The organism is Anaerococcus sp. Marseille-P3625 (assembly GCF_900232825.1).
GTDB lineage: Bacteria > Bacillota > Clostridia > Tissierellales > Peptoniphilaceae > Anaerococcus.
Map to the genome: position 1 here is coordinate 176,504 of NZ_OCTP01000011.1, position 18,871 is coordinate 195,374.

Here is an 18,871-nt window from a genome sequence, read left to right on the forward strand (position 1 = left end):
TGTATTTCACAATTATTTCACTATTAACCTAATAATTCTCCATTGCTAAACATAATGTTTTTTTGCTTTTTATAGATATCAAAATAAGTTTCTTGCTTATCTCCATTTTGTGTACACTCTACATATATCCCATCTAAAAGAGTTGTAGAAATTAGTATTTTATTATTTTGTAGAATTTTACAAGACCAAACAACAAATATATCTTCAATACTAATATTCTTATTAAAGTTTTCCTTGTAATACATAATTAACCATTCTTTACAAGCTTTTTGAAATTTATAACTATCCATTTTATTCTCCTTTTTAACGTAAAAAAAACACATTAGTTTTTACTAACGTGTTTAAAATAATATTTATTAAATTTACATTCCTGAATTGTTCATTCCTACTACTTGCCAATAACCTAATGTATCACCTGTCACAACTTGTGGCCATTCCTCTTTTAGATAATTAGCAACGTCTTGCCATTTTCCCTTTTCATCTTGAGATAGTGTATCCCATTCAGCTTTTTCTTTTTCAAATTCACAAATTATTTTTATTTTATTGTTTCCCTTTTGCATAATTATTTCCATTAATACATAAGAGATAATTCATAAGCAGTCGATCCTACGCAACCGTGCATTAAAATCTGTTCAGTGATTTTCCCTGCTTTTAAATCGGCTAAATGGTCTTCAAAATCTTCTCTTGTAGTCTCTTCACCTTCGCCTTCAAAGTATTTGTTAACTTCTTCATCACTTAAGCTAGGCCATAACTCTTTAAATTCTTTTATAACCTTGTTTTTATAATCTTCATATTTTGCCATTGCCTACTCCTTTAATATATTGTCTCGATAATTATAAGCATCTTCGTATGCTGTTTCCCCATTAAATTCTTTGATTTTACTCTTTTGTTTTGACCATTTTTCAAATTCTGTGTTGCCATCATATACGTAAAAAGCTATATCTTCTTCTTTGTCATAGCCTTCTCTCCAAAGAGGAGGTTTATAGTTTTTATCAAATTTGCATCTACTATATGCTGTAAACCCGATTTCAGAATAAAACTTATGATTGCCAATAAAACTATCTAATTTTTTACCACCTAGTCTTACAGCTTCTTTTAATAAGTCTCTTCCTCTGATATTATCATTACTATTTTTACAAACTGCTTCAATATCTCCTTGATTAGTAATGGCAAATACACTACCACCATCAGTTCTATAACACTTTAAGTCTTGGCATTCTTCTTCTGTTTTAGAAGACACTCTCCATCTTTTGTATTTTGGCATAGATTCTATAGCTTCGCTTAAAGCCTTTACAAACTCTTTAGGTTCGACTTCTTTTACTTCTACTTTAGGATCTTCTTTGATCTTTTTAGGTTTTAGTGTTTCTTGTTTTTCTATTATAAAATTGTGCTTTATAAACTCTTGCAAAGTTTCATTTGGATTTTGCTTTAGGTATTGGTCTATTAGTTCTTTTTCACTTAATATTATACCATGTTTTGCTTTACTTTTAAATGATAAATTGCTATTTTGGGCCACTTTCATTTGTTTTTTTATTTCATTTAAGGCTATATTGGGATTTTTCCATCTTTTAGCTCGGTGTACTCCATACTTGTCTTCAACTTGAGTCTCCATCAATACGAGCTTTGATCTGTCTAGTTTCTTTTCAAGGATATTTTCAAGTTCTAATTCTTTATTTACTAATGCAAGTGACTTTTGAAATAGACTTTCTTGTGTTTCTTCACTTTCTTCTGTATCGTCTTCTTCGCCACTATCTTCAAAGTCAAAACCCATGGAATTATCCGATGGTAGCATTTGTTTAGCTTGTAGATAGTAAGGATTTGCTATTATATCTCCACCTTCAATTTCTGCTAGTCCTTTTTCTGCTCTTACTTCGTTAATTGTCATGTAAGATTCTGATTTTTTCTTTGCTAGGTCTACTTGATCTGATTCTGATTCTTTATCTATTCCATCAAAGATAAAAACATATTCATCTTCGGTATTAAATTTAGAAACTATAAATTTGTTTATTGTGTTTTCTACAAATCTTAATAGTGGAAATAGTCCCTTGGCTTTTGAGTTGTCTATTTTCTTTTCATCTCCTGAAAATAGACTAGATCCCTTGCCACCTACACCTCCGTTATTAGGGAAGTTTATTTCTGCTGGGTCTATTTTATATGCACCACAAATTATGTTTATTAGATAGTTTACCCATTTTTCAAATACCATTTCACCTCCTGACTGGGCAATATTAATAAATTCCAATTCGCCTGGTAGGGTAAAGACTGGTATTTTCCATGCACCTTTTTGACCTGTGACTTGAGTTCTCCATTGTCTTTTAAATGATTCTAGGGTCTGTCTATCTCCTGGTGCTGGGCCATTTTTTTCTCCTTTAATATTTAGTATGCCTTTTGTCATACCACCTTGTTGGAAAAATCTCATATTGTAGTCTTCTGCTTCAAGGTATGAAGTAAGTTGTCTTACTATAGTTTCTATTTCTGATAGGCCATAAGGTTGACTATGTACACTAGTTCTTGGATTTCTTACTGCAAAGGCCATCTCATCTGCTGTAAAGCCTGCTACTATCTTTCCGTCTACAACTTGTACATAGGATAATTTTTCTCCATCTCTGATATCTATATCATCTGCGTAGGCTGATTCTTTTAGGTCTATATTATCAAGGGCTGGTTTTATTGTAGCTGCATCTACTGCCTCAAAGGCTTGAACAAACTGACCTGTAACATCATATTCTAATTCAAAGTTGACCTGGTCGTATGTCAATGAGTCTCTGATTATTTTTCTAATAAAGGTGTCAAATCTGTCGCGATTAGGATCATTCCCTAATCCACAATTTTCTATAAACTTTTCTATAAGGTCTATGGTTTTTTCTTGTTCTTCGGTCGGTTCTTTGCTGCTATCTTTCAGCATTACCTTAAAGCCTACACCATCTGTAGCATATTTGGATCTGGAAGTAAAAGTTCCTACTTGGTCTATTCTAGTCGATATAATATTTGAAATAGGAGCTACTTCCAGGGATATTTTCTCTAATAATTCAAATGATAGCTTGTTTTCCTTTTCCCTATAGTTAGTTGATACAAACATATCCTCCATAGGTGATTCATTATCATAGTATGAATATTTAAGCCTTGGCACAAATTGGTCGGCGTTGAATGAGCCTCCCTTGCTGGCAAAGTTTACTTTTATTCTTTTATCTTCTGTCATTCAACTTTCCTTTCAAAAATCATTCTGCCATTTTCATCAAAAGTAGCATTGTCCGGCAATACCTCAATCATACATTGGCAATGTGGGTGAGTAACTCCTACAACTGCTTTCCATTCGCTAGTCTTTTTCCCATAATTACTGCCATTAGCTATTAGATCAGCAAGTAAAAATACCTTTGGGGTTTTCCCATCTTCTTCTAGGTAAAGACTTGAACAATGTTTACAAGCTCCTTGGCTTGGTCTTTTGAACACTTTTGTTTCAAGTCCCTTGTTAGAATATGGACTATTACCCTTAATTATTCCATCTGCTATGCCCTCATTTTTGCTATTGATTAATTCAGTTTTTACAACCATATCCCAATCTTGTTTAGTATCTTGAGTTATTTTTCTTAGCTCTGTAGCAATCCATGTATCTCTAGGTCTGTCATCTTTAAATACTTCATCAATAACTGAAAATTCTTTTTTAAAATATTCAATGCTCGCACTTGAAACCTTGTGCCTAAACTTATCTAATTGATAATCAAGACCTTCTTGAACACATTCTTGACTTATCTTGTATATAGGGTTATCACTAGGCTTTATTTCTCTTATGAGTTTTTCAAATTCACTAGGGTCTAAATCAAGATCTGGATGTGAAATATCAATCTGCCCTTTTTTGTAAGCTCTTTCTAATATTGATTGAAACTCAACTGGTATATTAAGCTTCTTTGCTAGACTTGGATCTATCTTTCCACCTCTAGCAACCTTATTCAAAACTTTTAAATATCGGTCAAGAATAACCTTGACTCTTCTATACTTTTCTCTTGGGGTCATTCTCGCCTCCTAATATTATTAAAATTGGTAGGGCGGATAGGATTTGAACCTATATCTTTAGTCTTCTGAACTAATATTCTGCCTGGTTAAACTACCACCCTAAAAAAATAAGCAACTTTTTAGTCGCCTATTAATACTCGATATATTTCTTTATTAGCTTCTTTCATAACTCTATCAAAAATAATAGATGCTTCCATCTGCAAAACCCTTAAATATTTATCTTCTAAAGGATATTGAGCTGTTTCTGTATTTATTGTCTTTCTATTAGATTTGCATAAGCATTTAAGCTCTTTATTTGCCTTTTTAAAGCCTTTTATTTTTATAGTCATAGGATTACTCCTTTAAGTTCTTTTCTTTTTATCTGAATTAAATTACTTGTAGTATTTTAGGTTTTAACACTTAAATTTCTATTTCTTTATTCCTAAATAACTGCATAAAAATAGCAGCTAATACATCTACTACGATTGCATTACCTGCCTGTTTATATAACTGACTATCACTATTTACTTTTCTTGCCTTATAAAAATCTTTATCTTCTATTCCCATGAGTCGCCAAAACTCCAATGGTGTTAGTTTTCTGATTCTAAAATCATCTGTAACCACTCCCCTGTCATTATTACAAGTCAAGGTTTGGCTACAATCTTTCTGCACCCTACCCCTACGATTGTTACAAGTAGGATTAATAAGGTCTATACCGTCGCCTTGGTGGGCTTCTAGGTAACCTTTTTTAGTTCCGTTTTTAATTGGTATGGTTTTATTAGTATCGCTTGTAACTAAATAATTGTCTTTTCCAACCGTTGTCAAAGTATTTGAAGTTCCATCTTTTTTTAATTCTAATTGTTGAACAAATTTATCATCTCTAAGTCTGCCCCTACTTGCTGCAATAGCTGGTAATTCTACCGTTACACAAGGCTTACTACTATTTGATAGTAATGTTGGTGATAAACCATCTGCATTGTAAGTTCTAAATTCACTTGGATTAGTTCGTCTTTGATGCTTTATCTTATGAGTTTGTACAATTTTAGCTTCGTTTATTTCATCTATACAAGGTTGAAGTCCTCCACCTTGACAAGTATTTAGAGTTGGGCTTATTCCCTCTTTGTCAAATACTCTAAATCTTTCTGGATTGTTTCTATTTCTGCTATTGAGTTTATGAGTTTGTATAAGCTCTGGTTCGACTACAACATTACCTTCGCTTTTCCTTATAGATATTCCTCTTTGCTTTGTTGTCACACAATTAGCAACTTCTTTTTCTTTGGGATCATTAATCGAAGAATCGAATACACTTTTATATTTAATATCATAATTTCTCACAATACCGACAAGCTTTTTAACTCGTTCACTAGTCAAATAATATTTTTCATCTACATTTTCTTCTAAGATATCTTTAAGTCTTGTTTTTAACACCTGCTTTTCTGGAAATTTAAAACCTTGATTATCATCCAGTATTGATATACAAAATACCCTTTCTCTATTTTGTGGTACTCCATAATCTTTTGCATTTAATACCTTTGAATAGTTTGTATAACCTAAATTAGTTAAGATATCAAGCCACTTTTCATAACCCGCTTTATTTTTCTTAAAGGTTAAGGCTTTTACATTTTCCATAAGTAAATATTTAGGTCTTTTAGCTTCTATTATTCTTTCACACTCCCAAAGTAGACTACTTCTTGTGCCACTATCTTTTTCAAATCCTTTTTGTTTGCCGGCCATAGAAATATCTTGGCATGGAAAAGAATATGTAAACAAGTCAAAATCCGGCAAATCTTTAGGATCTATTTTGCATATATCTCCAAAATTTTTAACCTCACCATGTATAGCTTTATATGAGTCAATAGCAAATTTATCTATTTCACAAATTCCCACTACTTCATGGTCTATATTCGCCCTTTCTAGACCCATTCTTTGCGTACCTATACCGGCAAAACTTTCAAAAACTCTTAACATACACCAATTCTCCTTAAAATAAAAAATCGTACGATTTACGCACGATTAATTCACGATTGTTTTTGTTTTTCTGGCGACAAGAGAGGGATTCGAACCCTCGCACCTTTTAAGGTCTAACGGATTAGCAATCCGTCCCCTTGACCGCTTGGGTATCTTGTCACAAAAAAAAGACGGCAAAAACCGCCTTAAATAAATTATTATATTTAAAATTCTACTAAGTCCATCTGGTAACCTTTAGATATTTTAGATCCATACTGTGTATACTTATCAACTCCTATTAGTGCATAAGCTAAACAACAAGCCAAATGATCTGGGCCTTTTCTTGTTGCTACTTGGTAAATGTATCCATCTTTATCTCTATCAAGGATTTGTACATTTATCAAATGTTTTGTAAGTATCTGTGTCATCTCATCTTGATAAGAATAAAAGCCTATAAAACCCTGCTTTACCGCTTGTATAGTCCTTTGCATCTTAGAAGTTTTATCTACCTTTACCATTCTTCTTTGATCGTTCCAATGATCTGTAAAGTTTACTGCTGAATAGGGGCCAGTAGTAGTTGTCCATGTACAAGCATAGGCTGAATATGGGAAAGCTCTTAATAATTCTGTATTTTTATCTGCACCATAACCGGCATCTGCTATTATCAAATCTGGATTAAATGGCTTTAACAAAGATATTACTTGCTTAACATCCATTAGTGGCATTATATTAGAACGTTTAAATTCTCGCATACACACAACTTGTAAAGTCATATTAGGCCTAATTCCAATAACCAGTACCCATGTAGGTTCTCCCCAATCTATACCAGCTATGTATGCTATAAATTCATCTGTTCTATTGATTTCTTCATGACCTGCTACAATATGAGTCTTTACATCATTTTCCCCTATCTCTAAACCTTTATTGGCATAAGGTTCTCCTAATACATAATTATAGAATAACTGTTTGAATGGATATTCTAATTTTCTACGCATAATAGAATCTGCTGAAATGTGTAAAGCATTTAATTGTGAAATAAAATAACCTCTAGTATCTTTGATTTGAGGTTTTTTAGCAATCCATTTGCCAACCTGCCATCTGTCTAAAGGCTTTCTACATTTAATGCACCTATATTCATAAGTGCCATTTTCTATTTCTTCTGTTATAGGATTATATCCATCTTTTACTTGAATAATATTATCTAAAGTTATTTCTTGCCAAGTATTACAATGTTTACATTTGTATAAATATCTTCTCTGATCTGACTTTTCGTATAATTCATTTATTCCAATACCTGGTAATGTTGGTGTTGACCATCTACGCATTAATCCATACTTAGAAGATGACATTGACTCTTTAAAAGCTAATTCAGTTCCTATCCTCATTCTGTCGTACTCATCTGCACAATACATATCAATATCTGCACCCTCACCTTGTGATCCATCTCCTGATGTTCTCATAAAGATATTAGATGTGCCTATTTTCTTACTTGATACGTTATTTAAGTCTTTAGCAACTTGTCTTTGTAGATGTGGGCTGTCTTTAATAACCGGACTTACTCTAGTTCTTGAAAAATCCGCCATTTGTGCCATTGTAGGGAATGTATACATTATATTTACATTGTCGTGAGTATCTGCAAACCATAAAACTTCGGCTGTAGCTAACTCACTCATGCCTAACTGCCTAGCTTTTTGTATAACTTTATTAGGGTGATTATCATTTAAAATTGATTCTTGCCATGGTCTATGAGCAAAAGGATTATGATCTGAAACAAAGGTCATTGGCTTTGACTTTATAGGCTTATATTTTAAAGCCCATAAGGCTGGAAAGCTTCTAATAATGGTATCTTCTATAGACTTTTTAGCTAAATAGCTAGACTTAAAAGAATTTACATTATCTATAATGTTTAATTCATCCATGGTAAAATACCACCTAGACTTTGTATATTTTCACTTGTTTTATATAGGTCTAGCTCTTGCAATCCACTTGTAAAGCTAGCTTTGTTTAGGTGCAAAATATATTCTCTATCCTCAATACTGTTAGGGTTTTTTATTATAATTCTTAAATAAGGATAATAGCAAAATTTCAAAAAATCTGCATCTTCCCCATAATATCTTTTAACTGTTTCTGGATCTATAAATTCATTGGCATTTATATATCCTATAACTTTATAACCGTTAATTTCTAAAATAAGTCTTTTCTTATCTAAGCCGCTTATTTCATATTCCCTAAAATCAATACTTAAATCGTTAGAAGATTTTAATTTTCCATAAATACTAGAATAATCCATCTTTAGGCCTATTTTCTTCATCATTAGTGGTGTTTAAATGTATCAACATTCTGCTATATAGTTCTTTAAGACTATCATCTTCGCTTAATCCCAATGTATCAAGTAATAAAGCTTTATTGTCTCCATCTCCACTATCCATGCTCTTTAACATTAAACTTATATTAATTAATCGGTTTAAATCTTCTACATTTTTTGCTCTAACTCTACCCTCTGAAACGTCAATAAAAAAATTAGTAATTAGGGTATCAACAGCACCATTAATTAATTTGTCTTTGCTATATTTAGTTTTTAAATATTTGCTAGCTGAATTAATTCCCATCATCGCTAATTTCCTTTAGTTTTCTTTGTATTTCTTTTTCGCTTTTTCCTATACTTCGTAAATAATCTTCATAATAGTCTGTGGCTTTGTAATATTCTTCCTCTACGTTTTCAAGTTCTGATAATACCTTTTGTTTTTCATCATCTGGTATATGAGTAAACATTGACTGCAACAGTTGCATATATTTTTTTTCGGTGATTTCTTGCAAGTTTTTAATACCAAATTGAGTTAATCCTCCCAATGCTCCGTCTGTTAATTTATCTTTTAGTTCTATAGCTTTAAATACATTTTCTATAGTGATAAAATAGTCATTTTCTTTAATCAAGTTTTTTAGCTGATCTGCTCCGGATTGAATAACCATATCCAAAAACTCTAAATCATTTTTAAGCTTGTTTGTTTCAGAACCTGGCTGGATTTCTTTTTCTTGTTCTTCTATGAGTTTAGCAATTGGTGCTTTGTTGATAAAATCCTTTAGGTTGTTTTCTTCGGCTGAATAAGCTTGTCTTATCTTCCTGTATTGGCCTAAATAGGCCCACGATATATTAAAACCCTGCTTATCTAGATATTCTTTTATAGATTGTATGCTGGTCTTAATATCAATCATTCTATTTACTTCATCAATATATGGACTATCCATTAAAAGTTTAATTTTAGGAGGTATTTTTTTCTTGCTGTCTATCTTTGTCTTTGCAATTTTAAAACACCTCCTATTCTTCTAAATATATTGTCTTTATGTATAATTCTACTAAGGCTATGGCTCTTGCAAAACCCTCTATAATGGCCTCTTCGTCTTTGCTTGAATATTGAGAAATAGCAAGTTCGGAGTTATCTTCTATAAAGTCATGCAAATTATTAATCATAGCTTTAGATTCTTGTTCTATATCTTTATGTTCATAATCATAACTATAATTTGGGAAATAGTCCTTGACTGTGTAAGGCTTTTTAGTCTTAATAATATACAAGTTATTTTCTGATTTTTCGGTATCCATTATTTTATTATCATGATCAACTTTGCTGATATCTTTATGCTTCATAACTCTTTCCTTGCTATTTTTCACAAATTTATAAATAAAAAAAGCTTTGAATAAATCAAAGCTAGGGAAACTGACAAATGATGTAGTAGATCAAGGTCGGTAAAAATATTTCTTTCAGGAGTGTTTGGTGTAACAATTCATTTAGGCTAGACGTAGGTACTAATGGGTAAAGTGACCTTGATACTACTATACAGTTATATTATAATCCATTTTTATTTTTAATGTGTCTAATGATTTTCTAATTTTACGCATCGCCAAACATTTTATAGCTTAATACCTTTAAGGCTTCATTGGCTATATTATATATCTGGGCTCTTTCATAATGATACTTGTCCATCAACTCATATACTGCTCCTCTTTCTCCATAAGCATAAAGAGTCATTACTATATCTTTTTCTTTCTCATCAAGGTAGGTTAAAGCGTTTTCTACCATTCTAACTAGGGCCTTGTTAACTCTGTTATTGCGTTCTAACATAGCTCTCTTAGCTATATTATTTATATATGTATCGTCAAGATTTCTCCCTCCGCCTTGGACAGATTCATCCCCATACCTAACTGTAATATTAGTCAATCGATCACTAATTTCGGTTATCTTGTCATCTATTTCTTTTGTAGTAGTTCTCACTTGCAAGTATTTTTTTAAAATTTCCTTGCAAAGACATTTATAAAACTCTTGCACTATCCCTCCGTATTTTGGAAATATTTTACCATAATAAAGCATATTGATAATTATGCCTAGTTTTTCTTCGATTTTGTGATTTTTTCACACACTTTTTTGTCGATTTTTAATCGTTTTCTTTTAGTATATCGCTCCAATTGACATAATCCAAAGTAATACAATCAAGTTTTAATTCAAGTCTTTTTTTAAATCTTTCAAGTCTTACTGGGCCAAATCCAAACTCATCTTTTAGAGTTTCCACAACTAAAGCAAGAAATCTTTCTACAAGAAAAACAGTTGTATCTGACTTAGCGATTCTTGCCATTTCTTCTTTGTAGACTCTTTCGGCTTTCATCTTTTTACCTATAGAAGTGCCACCTTTGTATCTAAACATTCTAAACCTTTCTTAATTGCTTTATTATGTAGATCAAAATTAATCACATAAATATTTTTATATCCACCTGATAACCGGTTCACCTTTAAAGCCTTTTTCCCATATATACCAGCAATAGCAAACAGCACTTGACGGATAATTTGTAAAAACTCCATTTCTAACACAATTAGCCCTCTTGCTAAATACATATACGTACTTAGGTGGATTTTCTTCAAATAGTTCTCTACGTTTTACACTTTCTAAAAACTGTATTTTAAGCAACATTGCTAGCCTTTTGCCATCATCTATAATCTTAATAGAATGCTCTACAAACTCTTTAGCATACTTATAGGGTGGATTAGTAATTATATCTTCATGCCAACTTGTAGTTGTAAAAAAATCCATCCCTCCTACTCCATATCCGCGATAATACAGATCCCTAGAAGTTACATTATATTTATTTTCTTCAAGTACTTTTGAAATATGGCCCTCACCACAACAAGGCTCTAATATGTTTTTATCAAAGCTTTCTACCTTCAATAGTTCTTCAACCGCTTGTGGATCAGTAGCATAATAATCGTGTTGTACTCTTGTAAAGTCTGAATGATTGCTTGCCCCCATAATTACAAACATATTGTTATTAGGGTTATAATCCAGCGCGTTTTTATCTTTTTCTCTATCTATAATCTTCTTTTCCTCTTTCTATTTCTTGCCACTTGATCCAAAACCTTTATCACCTCGGCTGGTATCTAAATTTATTTCATCTACTTTACAAGGATAAACATTAATTTCTTGACCAAATACTAACTGGGCTATCCTATCACCTTTTTTTATAACATAAGAGTTTTTACTCAAATTTGTAAGACAAACTTTAATCTCGCCCCTATATCCACTATCAACTAAACCAGTATGACAAAGAACACCTTTAGATGATAAACCAGACCTAGCTCTAACATCTGCATAATAACCCTTATCAAATTCAAAAAATAATCCGGTTTCTATCAGTCTTGTATCACCAGATAAAAGAACAACTTCTTTATCAGCCCTTATATCCCAGCCCTGGTCTCCTTTATCTTTGCTTAATTCATATGGTGCTTTATATCTCATTCTTTTATTTCCTCTAAATTCATATTTTCAAGTCTTATTGTATGAAATTCTCTAGGTAGGCTTTTATCTTTCCAACGGACATATGCAAGTTGTGCATAGATTCCATTTGTAGCTTCTACCGTTTTTCTAATTCTATATGTGCCCAATTCCTCTACTATAAATTCTGGACTATCCACTTCTACTACCGTATTTTTATCTACCTTGCACCAATACTCTAGGTCTATGTGGTCATCTCCTACATCTACTATTGGTCCTACAATGTAGCCTTCTATATAATAGCCATATACATAATTTTCTTCGTCTATATAGCCTTTTTCCTTACCTTCTATTACAAAGTCGGTATCTTTTATAAGTTTATCTATATCTAGGATTTTTGCTTTAAACATCATAATTTTCCTCCGTATCATTGAAATATTCACCCATTACAAGTCTTCCATTTAAAACCTTGGCTATCATTTCTTGCCTTCTTCATATCAGCCAACTCAAAGCTTTCTTTAAAGAAAACTGCAATCATAAAAAAGTTAGCAATTTAAGCATATATAAATTCATAGCTCGCTAATCTCTCTTATAGCTCTCTCTTTAATTCTTAAAATAGCTTCATTTTCTCTCTTATCATAATTTTTAAACCATTTGTTTTTAAATTCCTTTAGACTTTCTCTATAAGTTTCTTCTCCATAATCACGAGACAACCACCATTCCAAATCATGAGTTAGTTCAGCAAAATCTTTTACAAATTCATTCATGAACTCATCTTGCATTTCACCAACTAAATTATTTTCAATGGTATAACAAATATAACTTAAACATCCTCCACTCATTATTTATCCCTCCATATTTTTGTTATCAATATGATTGCATTACCTATCAAGCTTCCTATAACAACCCAGAATATTGTATCTAATATATTCATTCTCCCACCTCCGTCTTATCATATAAATCTTGAAAATCCTCTGCACTAATCTTGTATCTATCGTTATTGTTGCCATCAACAAACACGATGCTACCATCCTTGAATATCTCTAAACCAAAATTAAACTCCTTTAGTAGACTTGTAAAACTGCACAATATCAAAGACATTTGATTTTTCCTTTGTATGTTCATCTCTTTACGATCCTTCTTGTATATTCATGTCCTACTAAGTAAGTCACTAAATCTTCTTTATTTTCAGCAACTGCTAACTGCTTCCACCTATAGGTCTGGCACGTTCTATTTTTTGTTAGTTCAGTATTTATAATATAAGGCTCTTTGTACTCTAAAACATAATTAAATTTCATATTTAATCTCCCCATTCCAAAGTCACAAAAACAGTATCAGTTTCATCTAAATAATTAGCATCTGACAAATCTAAAGGTGTATAAATTTCTTCACTACATCCTAAATTTCCGTTATATATTTCCTCAAACAATTCAATTTTTAATTCACTTTCTGGATCAAAATTATCGAACCATTCTAAAAAATCTTTTACTTTCATAAATCAATACCTTTTAATTTCTTCCAAATTCAAATAAGGAGCTACGTCATAATCTACTTTAAAATCACATTCATACTCGATATCGTTTTCTTTATCATAAAAATAAGCTAAAACATCATCTTCATCGTCAAAATAAGATAATTTTTTAATCAAATCTTTAACTTTCATTCTTTAAACCTCATCTAACAATTCTTTATCTTCGTAAATATTGCCAATAATCGAAATCTGATACTTATCTAGAAAACTGCTCAAAACTAAAGTAGTTCTAGTATTAGCACCACTTTTATAAGTTGCTACAGTATTCCCATCTTCATGTCTCACTTCTACAAAACCTCTTGATCTAGTTTTTAAGATATCTCCCTCGTAAATCTCATTACCATTTTTGTCTTTCAAACCTGTGGATTGCATTAAACTTATATCGTTTGTAATAAACATATATTCACAGTCTCCATCTCCGTTAAAATCAACTAAAATGCTGTTTTCATTTACAACACCAATGTTATAAATCATTCTTTTGTATTTATTAAAATATGCTCTAAATTTAGGTATCATTCCTCAACCTCCACCAACTCAAAATCAGCTAAATCAGTATCAAACTTTTTCTTGATTTCTTCAATTTCTTTAAGGGTAAATGTGGTTTTATAACCGTTATTTTCAGTACTGTGACTCAAATAATACTTACCTGTCGGAAAACAAAGTGTTAGATTATTTTCATTTTCATATGCCATCCACCTATGCTTCAAATAAAACTTCTTCTCTTCCTCTCTATCCTCTGGAGGTGTAGAAGCATACTCAACAAGCAAGTCAAATAGTGGTTTTTTTACCCCTCCAAAGTCAGTATTTATTGTAAAAGGCTCATCAATGCTAATATAACATCCATTAAAATAATCACCATCAATATTGATGTATCCGTTTTTAATATCTACATCTAACCCCAACTCTTCAACTCTTTTTATAAATTCCTTAGTCTTCATTTCTCAACTCCACCAGTTCATCTATAATATTTTCCAAATCTTCTATTTCACTTGTATCAGCACAGTCTTCTTGATAAGTATCCCAAGCTACTCTCAAAGCATTAATAATAACATCCAACTGACTTTCCCTAAGATGCAAACAATAACAACCTTCGTTTATATTTTGTGCTTTAATTATTTGATCTACCAAACTCAAACATTCTTCTAGTGTATAATATTGATCTTCACGAAATGGATTATCATCTGCTTGATTACAATCAAAACCAAGAACCCACTCACCTACTTCGTAAAGCCTACCAGAATAAGTTAACCCACCATGAACATCAAACAAATCTACTAAATCATTATAATCCACACCATAGTAAGGATGTGTTTTAGGAATAACAACATATCCACAATACCAAAAAGTATTCACATCAAACGAATAAGGCATAAAATGCGGGTTGTCACTCCAATCTATTCTTTTAACAATAACTTCATAACCTAAGTATTTTCTTCTTATTACAATTCCACTCTTCATATTCTCCCCCTAACAAAACTTACATAATCTCCCTAAAATCATAATCTGTATATTTTTGCAAAAATAATCTTTTTTTTAATAAATATACACGAGTTTTTGTAGCTACTGACTTCACTTCTTCCACTATCATCTTTCCAGACTCACAATCTTGATACATAAAATCGGCGATATAGGAAATCTTTGGCAAAGTTTCTTTGTCTGTCCTAATAGTCGGGATAAGCTCAAACTTAGGTTGTAGCTGTAAATTCTTGATTTTTCCTGCCCTTTCCAAAAGTTTAAGCTCACCATATCTGTGCGACTCCTTGATACTATCAAACTTATGACCATCAACAACAACTTTTTTGTTCTTGTACTTCCTATAGCTCAAAACGGAATCACCCCATTGTCAAACTCTTCAAAATCATCCCCAAAGAAATCATCGTTATTTTGCTCTGTATGCGTTTTATTTTCATTAGCCATATATTTATATGTCTTTTCGTTATTTTTCGCTCCCGCGTAATTCTGCGAAGAATTTGAGCTATTTAAGAACTCCACCCTATCCGCAATAACCGTAGTGGTATAAACTTTCTTGCCTGTTTCCCTATCGTCATAAGATCCAGTTTCAATTCTCCCTTCAATTGCACACAAACTGCCCTTTTTTAGATATCTGCTAGCATTTTCTGCCTGCTTGCCCCAAACTACAACTTTTGGAAAATCAGCGGTAGGATAGGAATTAGCTTCCGCCTCCTCCCTTTTCTCCCTAGTCATCTGCCTATCACAAGCAAGTGTGAAATTTGCCACCGCTTTATTTGCCTGCGTATATCGTAAATCTATATCTCTAACCAATCTTCCGATTAAGATCACCTTATTTAGCATAAATTCCTACTCCTATTTTCCAAATAAAAATTAACAACCGAATCAGCCTCTGCCCGAATTTCACAAATCTTTAAAACTTCAATCCATTCGCCCTCGTGGTTTTCCTCAATAACCCAAAAGACTTTATCGCTCAATACATGCTTGACAACAAGCCTAGACTTGCTATCAATATTCCTAACTAGATCAACTTCTTTGTTTTTATTATTCACTTTGCAATCATCAAGATTTATTAATTGGTCTATAAGCTTTTTGCATTCATTTTCTACGTATCTTTGGTTGCAATGTACAGGATTATCCCCTGCATGGTTACAATCAAAACCAAGTACATATCCATCTTCAAGATCCATAACCTCTAAATCCATAATTTTACTCAGATAATCCGAAAAAGTTATTCCTCCATGAACTTCTATGTCGTACTCTTTTTCAAATTCTCCATAAAACTTATCAACTAATTCGTGGTCATCTGGTAAAATCACATATCCGTTATACCAATCAGTCGACATAAGAGTTCCTTCTAACATTTCTCTAAAAATATTGTCGTATTCTTTATCTCGGTAAATGTGTTTTATAAAAAACATATATCCCTTGTAAGTATCTACTCTAGCTAATTTATCAATCATTTATTTCTCCTAACTCCTTTTTGTTTTCCAACATCTTTTCAAATCTCTTTTTCCTTGCTACTTCTGCGTATGTTATCTGCTCCGAATTTACAGCTTGACCTGTATATGACTTGTCTAAGTAATTGCCCTCCATAACTTTCACAAAGTTATTAGGTCGGATAAACCAGTCAAAAGTAATTACAAAGTCATTAACATATCCTTTGAGAAAAGTACTGTCATCAATCGACTTAATTGTATCTAAAACCTTGTCTATTCCGTTTTCGTTAATCCTTGCTTTGGTCATCTTATATCTATCCGTACCAGCATTTAGGGACTGCATCTTAGGTATGTTTACATCAAGCTTATTCCAGGAATTAATGATTTGACTCTTCCACGTATCGGTAGACGAATCGGGCAACGTATCGATATCTGTTTCATCTTGAGGATTGTTGAAATCATCACATTCTTCCGAATCGTTACACGAATCGGTAGGCGAATAAGTATTAGTATAAGTATTAGTATAAGTATTAGTATAAGTATATATAGATTTCCTTTTCTCAATTTCATCTTCAAAAAGCTTCATAATCTTTTTATCGATATCTCTTTTTGATAATTGCCACCAACTTTTCATACTTTTGTAAACAACCATAATTAGATCAAGGCTATCTACTCCTTCAAGTGTTCTACTCGCCATTTCTTCTATAGGTTTTCCTCCACTATTTATTGTGTATTTTAACGAATGGTGTATTGCAATTTCTTGATTTTCATAATTATAAGAAATTTTTTTATACTTGTTCATAAATCTATCAACTAATGTTCTTATAGCTTCAGGACTATAACCAATTTCAAAAGCCATAAGCTTAATCGGTAACTTAAAAATTCCTATCGCATTACCTCTCGGGCAAGTTAAGAGATACATCATAAACAATTTATCCTCGGGAGAAAACTCATCTATGATCTGTTCGTCATTCCAAAAATCACGTTCAACAATTGTTTTGCTCATATCCTGCCTCTATCTCGATTATGTATTCCATAATCTCTTTAAATTCTGTCCAATTCTTAACCGTCTTTGCAACCTCGGTTAAGTAGTCTTTATCAATGTATTTAGATGCTCTTTTTAGATAATTAATTCCTACTGGTTTGTTATAATAATAAAGCCTATTGTTCAAGATTCCGCTTATATAATATAAATCTGTATCTATTGTGGTTTCTGGATTTGCTACATAATAAGCAATTCTTGGTATCATATCAAAGGCTTTATAAACATTTGGATACTGAATTATTGATCTATCCATAGCTTCTAACAAGTCTTTTAGCTTATATTTCTTAACCCACTTTTTAACTTGCTTTTTCCCATGTTCCTTGACTCCATAGCCTGTTGCTTTTTCAAACTCTGCGCAAAGTATTTCTGCTACATCATCATCTAAACTTTTTAATTCTTCGCGCCATTCTAGCATCATGTCTATTTGATTTCGCTTTTCTTGTAATTCTTCTAGTTCTTTTTGTTGTTTTGTTACCATTGAATCATCTGATAATTTCCTATCTGATTTTCCTCTATTGCAATCTCTGCATGAAGTTATTAAGTTCAGTAAATCATTAGTACCGCCTTTACTTACCGGATTTATATGGTCTACCTCCAAAATAACGTCTGGTGCTGTTTTTCCACAATATTGGCAAGTAAAAGAGTCCCTCTTAAAAACTTCAAACCTTAATTTCTTACTAATTGTTTTTCTATTTGCCATCTAGCACACCACCACCTCAATACGAAAATCATCATCTTTTTTACAAAAATTATTCATCAATTATTCATTTTCACCAACTGGCACAAAGTCATCAGAAAAGAAATCATCTTCTAAAATTTCTCCCGTATCTTTGTCTACTTTTTTACTCTTGCTATCGTCATCGGATACTTGCAAAGTCTTTGGATCTTTCGCCTTTTCTTCCTCGCTAACAACTTCATAGTCAATATCGTAAGTAATTCCGCCAGTTTCTTTATCAAAAACTGAAGCTTTAAACACTTGATTGTCAAAGGCTATAGCTTGACCCAACTCTGGCTTATCGATAGCTTTAGGTGCGTATTTTAAAACTTGTATCAAGCAAGATTTTTTCGCCATTGCATCAAAATTGCTTGTCCAAGGTCCAGAACTATATGACTTAGAAAATGTTCTTCCGTAGTTTTCCGCATCTTCCTTACTCATATAAAAGCTATCTCTGCCACCCTCTTTAGTTTCATAAACAGCGTAGTATCCTATAACCTCTCCGCTTTCTCCTCGAATAACTGGCTTATGAACGATCTCACCTGTACCATAATCAATGGAAAACTTGTCATTATCGTGAACCTCTTTAGCAGTAATTCTTTTAAATTGACCCGTATTGTGTGCTAACTTTAAAAGTCCTTGATAGCCGATTTGAAAATTAACCGTTGTGATACCTGTTTTTTTATTTTCGTAAGGGATAAGATAAGCCTCCCCAAGTGGAGTATTAAACTCAAGCCCCAATTGTGCGGAGTTCATAACCGCTGCAATAAGAGATTGAGGGCTACAAGCTAGTAGCTTCGGATTGCTATTTATAGCAGTTAATGATGTTCTTATAAACTTTTCAGTTGGTAAATATTGAGGTAAAGCATTCTTGATCTCGCCTTTCATACTCATTAGTAAATTTCTTACATTGTCCTGTGGTGCTGGTTTACCATTTGTCTTTTTGCTTAATGCTTGTTTTGCGTTAGTCATGTAAT

General features: G+C 32.2%; 31 protein-coding genes and 2 tRNA genes. All 33 read right to left on the reverse strand.

Annotation, left to right across the window (positions count from 1 at the left end; genetic code table 11):
- Positions 1-23 precede the first annotated feature (23 nt).
- The 33 genes from CS884_RS05790 to CS884_RS05940 all read right to left on the reverse strand — a co-directional run bounded on the left by CS884_RS05790 (position 24) and on the right by CS884_RS05940 (position 18,866).
- The gene (locus CS884_RS05790) at positions 24-290 is read right to left on the reverse strand and encodes a DUF6275 family protein (RefSeq protein ID WP_099321110.1); all 267 of its coding nucleotides are present in this window, start codon (positions 288-290) and stop codon (positions 24-26) included.
- A 72-nt stretch (positions 291-362) separates the two neighbouring features.
- Complete coding sequence (locus CS884_RS05795; protein ID WP_099321111.1) at positions 363-560, reverse strand: hypothetical protein; 198 nt, start codon at positions 558-560, stop codon at positions 363-365.
- Between the two features lie 11 nt (positions 561-571).
- On the reverse strand, positions 572-802 hold the full coding sequence (locus CS884_RS05800; protein WP_099321112.1) for a hypothetical protein: 231 nt from the start codon (positions 800-802) through the stop codon (positions 572-574).
- Positions 803-805: 3 nt separating this feature from the next.
- A complete protein-coding gene (locus CS884_RS05805) occupies positions 806-3,199 on the reverse strand; it encodes a phage portal protein (protein ID WP_099321113.1) in 2,394 nt (797 codons plus the stop codon).
- A complete protein-coding gene (locus CS884_RS05810; protein WP_099321114.1) occupies positions 3,196-4,011 on the reverse strand; it encodes a hypothetical protein in 816 nt (271 codons plus the stop codon). The genes CS884_RS05805 and CS884_RS05810 overlap by 4 nt, the downstream gene beginning before the upstream one ends.
- A gap of 25 nt (positions 4,012-4,036) precedes the next feature.
- Positions 4,037-4,112 (reverse strand) — tRNA-Ser (locus CS884_RS05815).
- 18 nt (positions 4,113-4,130) lie between these two features.
- The gene (locus CS884_RS05820; RefSeq protein WP_099321115.1) at positions 4,131-4,340 is read right to left on the reverse strand and encodes a hypothetical protein; all 210 of its coding nucleotides are present in this window, start codon (positions 4,338-4,340) and stop codon (positions 4,131-4,133) included.
- A gap of 70 nt (positions 4,341-4,410) precedes the next feature.
- Positions 4,411-5,958, reverse strand: a complete 1,548-nt coding sequence (gene dcm / locus CS884_RS05825; RefSeq protein WP_099321116.1) for a DNA cytosine methyltransferase — start codon at positions 5,956-5,958, stop codon at positions 4,411-4,413.
- A 71-nt stretch (positions 5,959-6,029) separates the two neighbouring features.
- Positions 6,030-6,117, reverse strand: a tRNA-Ser gene (locus CS884_RS05830).
- 44 nt (positions 6,118-6,161) lie between these two features.
- On the reverse strand, positions 6,162-7,856 hold the full coding sequence (locus CS884_RS05835; protein ID WP_099321117.1) for a phage terminase large subunit family protein: 1,695 nt from the start codon (positions 7,854-7,856) through the stop codon (positions 6,162-6,164).
- The gene (locus CS884_RS05840; RefSeq protein ID WP_180753303.1) at positions 7,844-8,251 is read right to left on the reverse strand and encodes a hypothetical protein; all 408 of its coding nucleotides are present in this window, start codon (positions 8,249-8,251) and stop codon (positions 7,844-7,846) included. Before CS884_RS05840 ends, CS884_RS05835 begins: the two co-directional genes overlap by 13 nt.
- Positions 8,214-8,549 carry a hypothetical protein gene (locus tag CS884_RS05845; protein WP_099321119.1) on the reverse strand — a complete coding sequence of 112 codons (336 nt, stop codon included), beginning with the start codon at positions 8,547-8,549 and terminating at the stop codon, positions 8,214-8,216. Before CS884_RS05845 ends, CS884_RS05840 begins: the two co-directional genes overlap by 38 nt.
- Positions 8,536-9,183 (reverse strand): hypothetical protein, encoded by a 648-nt coding sequence (locus CS884_RS05850; protein ID WP_099321120.1) that lies wholly within the window; start codon positions 9,181-9,183, stop codon positions 8,536-8,538. The genes CS884_RS05845 and CS884_RS05850 overlap by 14 nt, the downstream gene beginning before the upstream one ends.
- A gap of 70 nt (positions 9,184-9,253) precedes the next feature.
- Entirely contained in the window at positions 9,254-9,580 is a 327-nt protein-coding gene (locus CS884_RS05855; protein ID WP_099321121.1) for a hypothetical protein, read from the reverse strand.
- Positions 9,581-9,824: 244 nt separating this feature from the next.
- Positions 9,825-10,259 carry a hypothetical protein gene (locus CS884_RS05860; protein WP_099321122.1) on the reverse strand — a complete coding sequence of 145 codons (435 nt, stop codon included), beginning with the start codon at positions 10,257-10,259 and terminating at the stop codon, positions 9,825-9,827.
- A 106-nt stretch (positions 10,260-10,365) separates the two neighbouring features.
- Positions 10,366-10,632: a hypothetical protein gene (locus tag CS884_RS05865; RefSeq protein WP_099321123.1), complete on the reverse strand. Its 267-nt coding sequence runs from the start codon at positions 10,630-10,632 to the stop codon at positions 10,366-10,368.
- A gap of 57 nt (positions 10,633-10,689) precedes the next feature.
- Positions 10,690-11,244 carry an NAD(P)-dependent oxidoreductase gene (locus CS884_RS05870; RefSeq protein ID WP_257875765.1) on the reverse strand — a complete coding sequence of 185 codons (555 nt, stop codon included), beginning with the start codon at positions 11,242-11,244 and terminating at the stop codon, positions 10,690-10,692.
- Between the two features lie 69 nt (positions 11,245-11,313).
- Positions 11,314-11,718: a dUTP diphosphatase gene (gene dut / locus CS884_RS05875; RefSeq protein WP_099321124.1), complete on the reverse strand. Its 405-nt coding sequence runs from the start codon at positions 11,716-11,718 to the stop codon at positions 11,314-11,316.
- Positions 11,715-12,107: a hypothetical protein gene (locus CS884_RS05880; protein ID WP_099321125.1), complete on the reverse strand. Its 393-nt coding sequence runs from the start codon at positions 12,105-12,107 to the stop codon at positions 11,715-11,717. Before CS884_RS05880 ends, dut begins: the two co-directional genes overlap by 4 nt.
- A gap of 156 nt (positions 12,108-12,263) precedes the next feature.
- Complete coding sequence (locus tag CS884_RS05885; RefSeq protein WP_099321126.1) at positions 12,264-12,536, reverse strand: hypothetical protein; 273 nt, start codon at positions 12,534-12,536, stop codon at positions 12,264-12,266.
- 88 nt (positions 12,537-12,624) lie between these two features.
- Entirely contained in the window at positions 12,625-12,819 is a 195-nt protein-coding gene (locus CS884_RS05890; RefSeq protein WP_099321127.1) for a hypothetical protein, read from the reverse strand.
- Positions 12,816-12,992: a hypothetical protein gene (locus CS884_RS10585; protein ID WP_180753304.1), complete on the reverse strand. Its 177-nt coding sequence runs from the start codon at positions 12,990-12,992 to the stop codon at positions 12,816-12,818. The genes CS884_RS05890 and CS884_RS10585 overlap by 4 nt, the downstream gene beginning before the upstream one ends.
- Positions 12,993-12,994: 2 nt before the next feature.
- On the reverse strand, positions 12,995-13,189 hold the full coding sequence (locus CS884_RS05895; protein WP_099321128.1) for a hypothetical protein: 195 nt from the start codon (positions 13,187-13,189) through the stop codon (positions 12,995-12,997).
- 3 nt (positions 13,190-13,192) lie between these two features.
- Positions 13,193-13,357, reverse strand: a complete 165-nt coding sequence (locus CS884_RS10590) for a hypothetical protein (protein WP_180753305.1) — start codon at positions 13,355-13,357, stop codon at positions 13,193-13,195.
- 3 nt (positions 13,358-13,360) lie between these two features.
- Positions 13,361-13,741, reverse strand: coding sequence for a YopX family protein (locus CS884_RS05900; protein WP_099321129.1), 381 nt, complete (start codon positions 13,739-13,741; stop codon positions 13,361-13,363).
- Positions 13,738-14,163, reverse strand: a complete 426-nt coding sequence (locus CS884_RS05905; RefSeq protein WP_099321130.1) for a hypothetical protein — start codon at positions 14,161-14,163, stop codon at positions 13,738-13,740. The genes CS884_RS05900 and CS884_RS05905 overlap by 4 nt, the downstream gene beginning before the upstream one ends.
- A complete protein-coding gene (locus tag CS884_RS05910) occupies positions 14,153-14,596 on the reverse strand; it encodes a hypothetical protein (RefSeq protein ID WP_143434419.1) in 444 nt (147 codons plus the stop codon). The genes CS884_RS05905 and CS884_RS05910 overlap by 11 nt, the downstream gene beginning before the upstream one ends.
- A 106-nt stretch (positions 14,597-14,702) precedes the next feature.
- Complete coding sequence (locus CS884_RS05915; protein WP_099321132.1) at positions 14,703-15,050, reverse strand: DUF1064 domain-containing protein; 348 nt, start codon at positions 15,048-15,050, stop codon at positions 14,703-14,705.
- On the reverse strand, positions 15,047-15,538 hold the full coding sequence (locus CS884_RS05920) for a single-stranded DNA-binding protein (RefSeq protein WP_099321133.1): 492 nt from the start codon (positions 15,536-15,538) through the stop codon (positions 15,047-15,049). The genes CS884_RS05915 and CS884_RS05920 overlap by 4 nt, the downstream gene beginning before the upstream one ends.
- Complete coding sequence (locus tag CS884_RS05925) at positions 15,532-16,158, reverse strand: hypothetical protein (RefSeq protein ID WP_099321134.1); 627 nt, start codon at positions 16,156-16,158, stop codon at positions 15,532-15,534. The genes CS884_RS05920 and CS884_RS05925 overlap by 7 nt, the downstream gene beginning before the upstream one ends.
- Entirely contained in the window at positions 16,151-17,140 is a 990-nt protein-coding gene (locus CS884_RS05930) for a hypothetical protein (protein ID WP_099321135.1), read from the reverse strand. The genes CS884_RS05925 and CS884_RS05930 overlap by 8 nt, the downstream gene beginning before the upstream one ends.
- Entirely contained in the window at positions 17,121-17,879 is a 759-nt protein-coding gene (locus CS884_RS05935; RefSeq protein WP_099321136.1) for an HNH endonuclease, read from the reverse strand. The genes CS884_RS05930 and CS884_RS05935 overlap by 20 nt, the downstream gene beginning before the upstream one ends.
- A gap of 60 nt (positions 17,880-17,939) precedes the next feature.
- Positions 17,940-18,866 (reverse strand): recombinase RecT, encoded by a 927-nt coding sequence (locus CS884_RS05940; RefSeq protein WP_099321137.1) that lies wholly within the window; start codon positions 18,864-18,866, stop codon positions 17,940-17,942.
- Positions 18,867-18,871 lie beyond the last annotated feature (5 nt).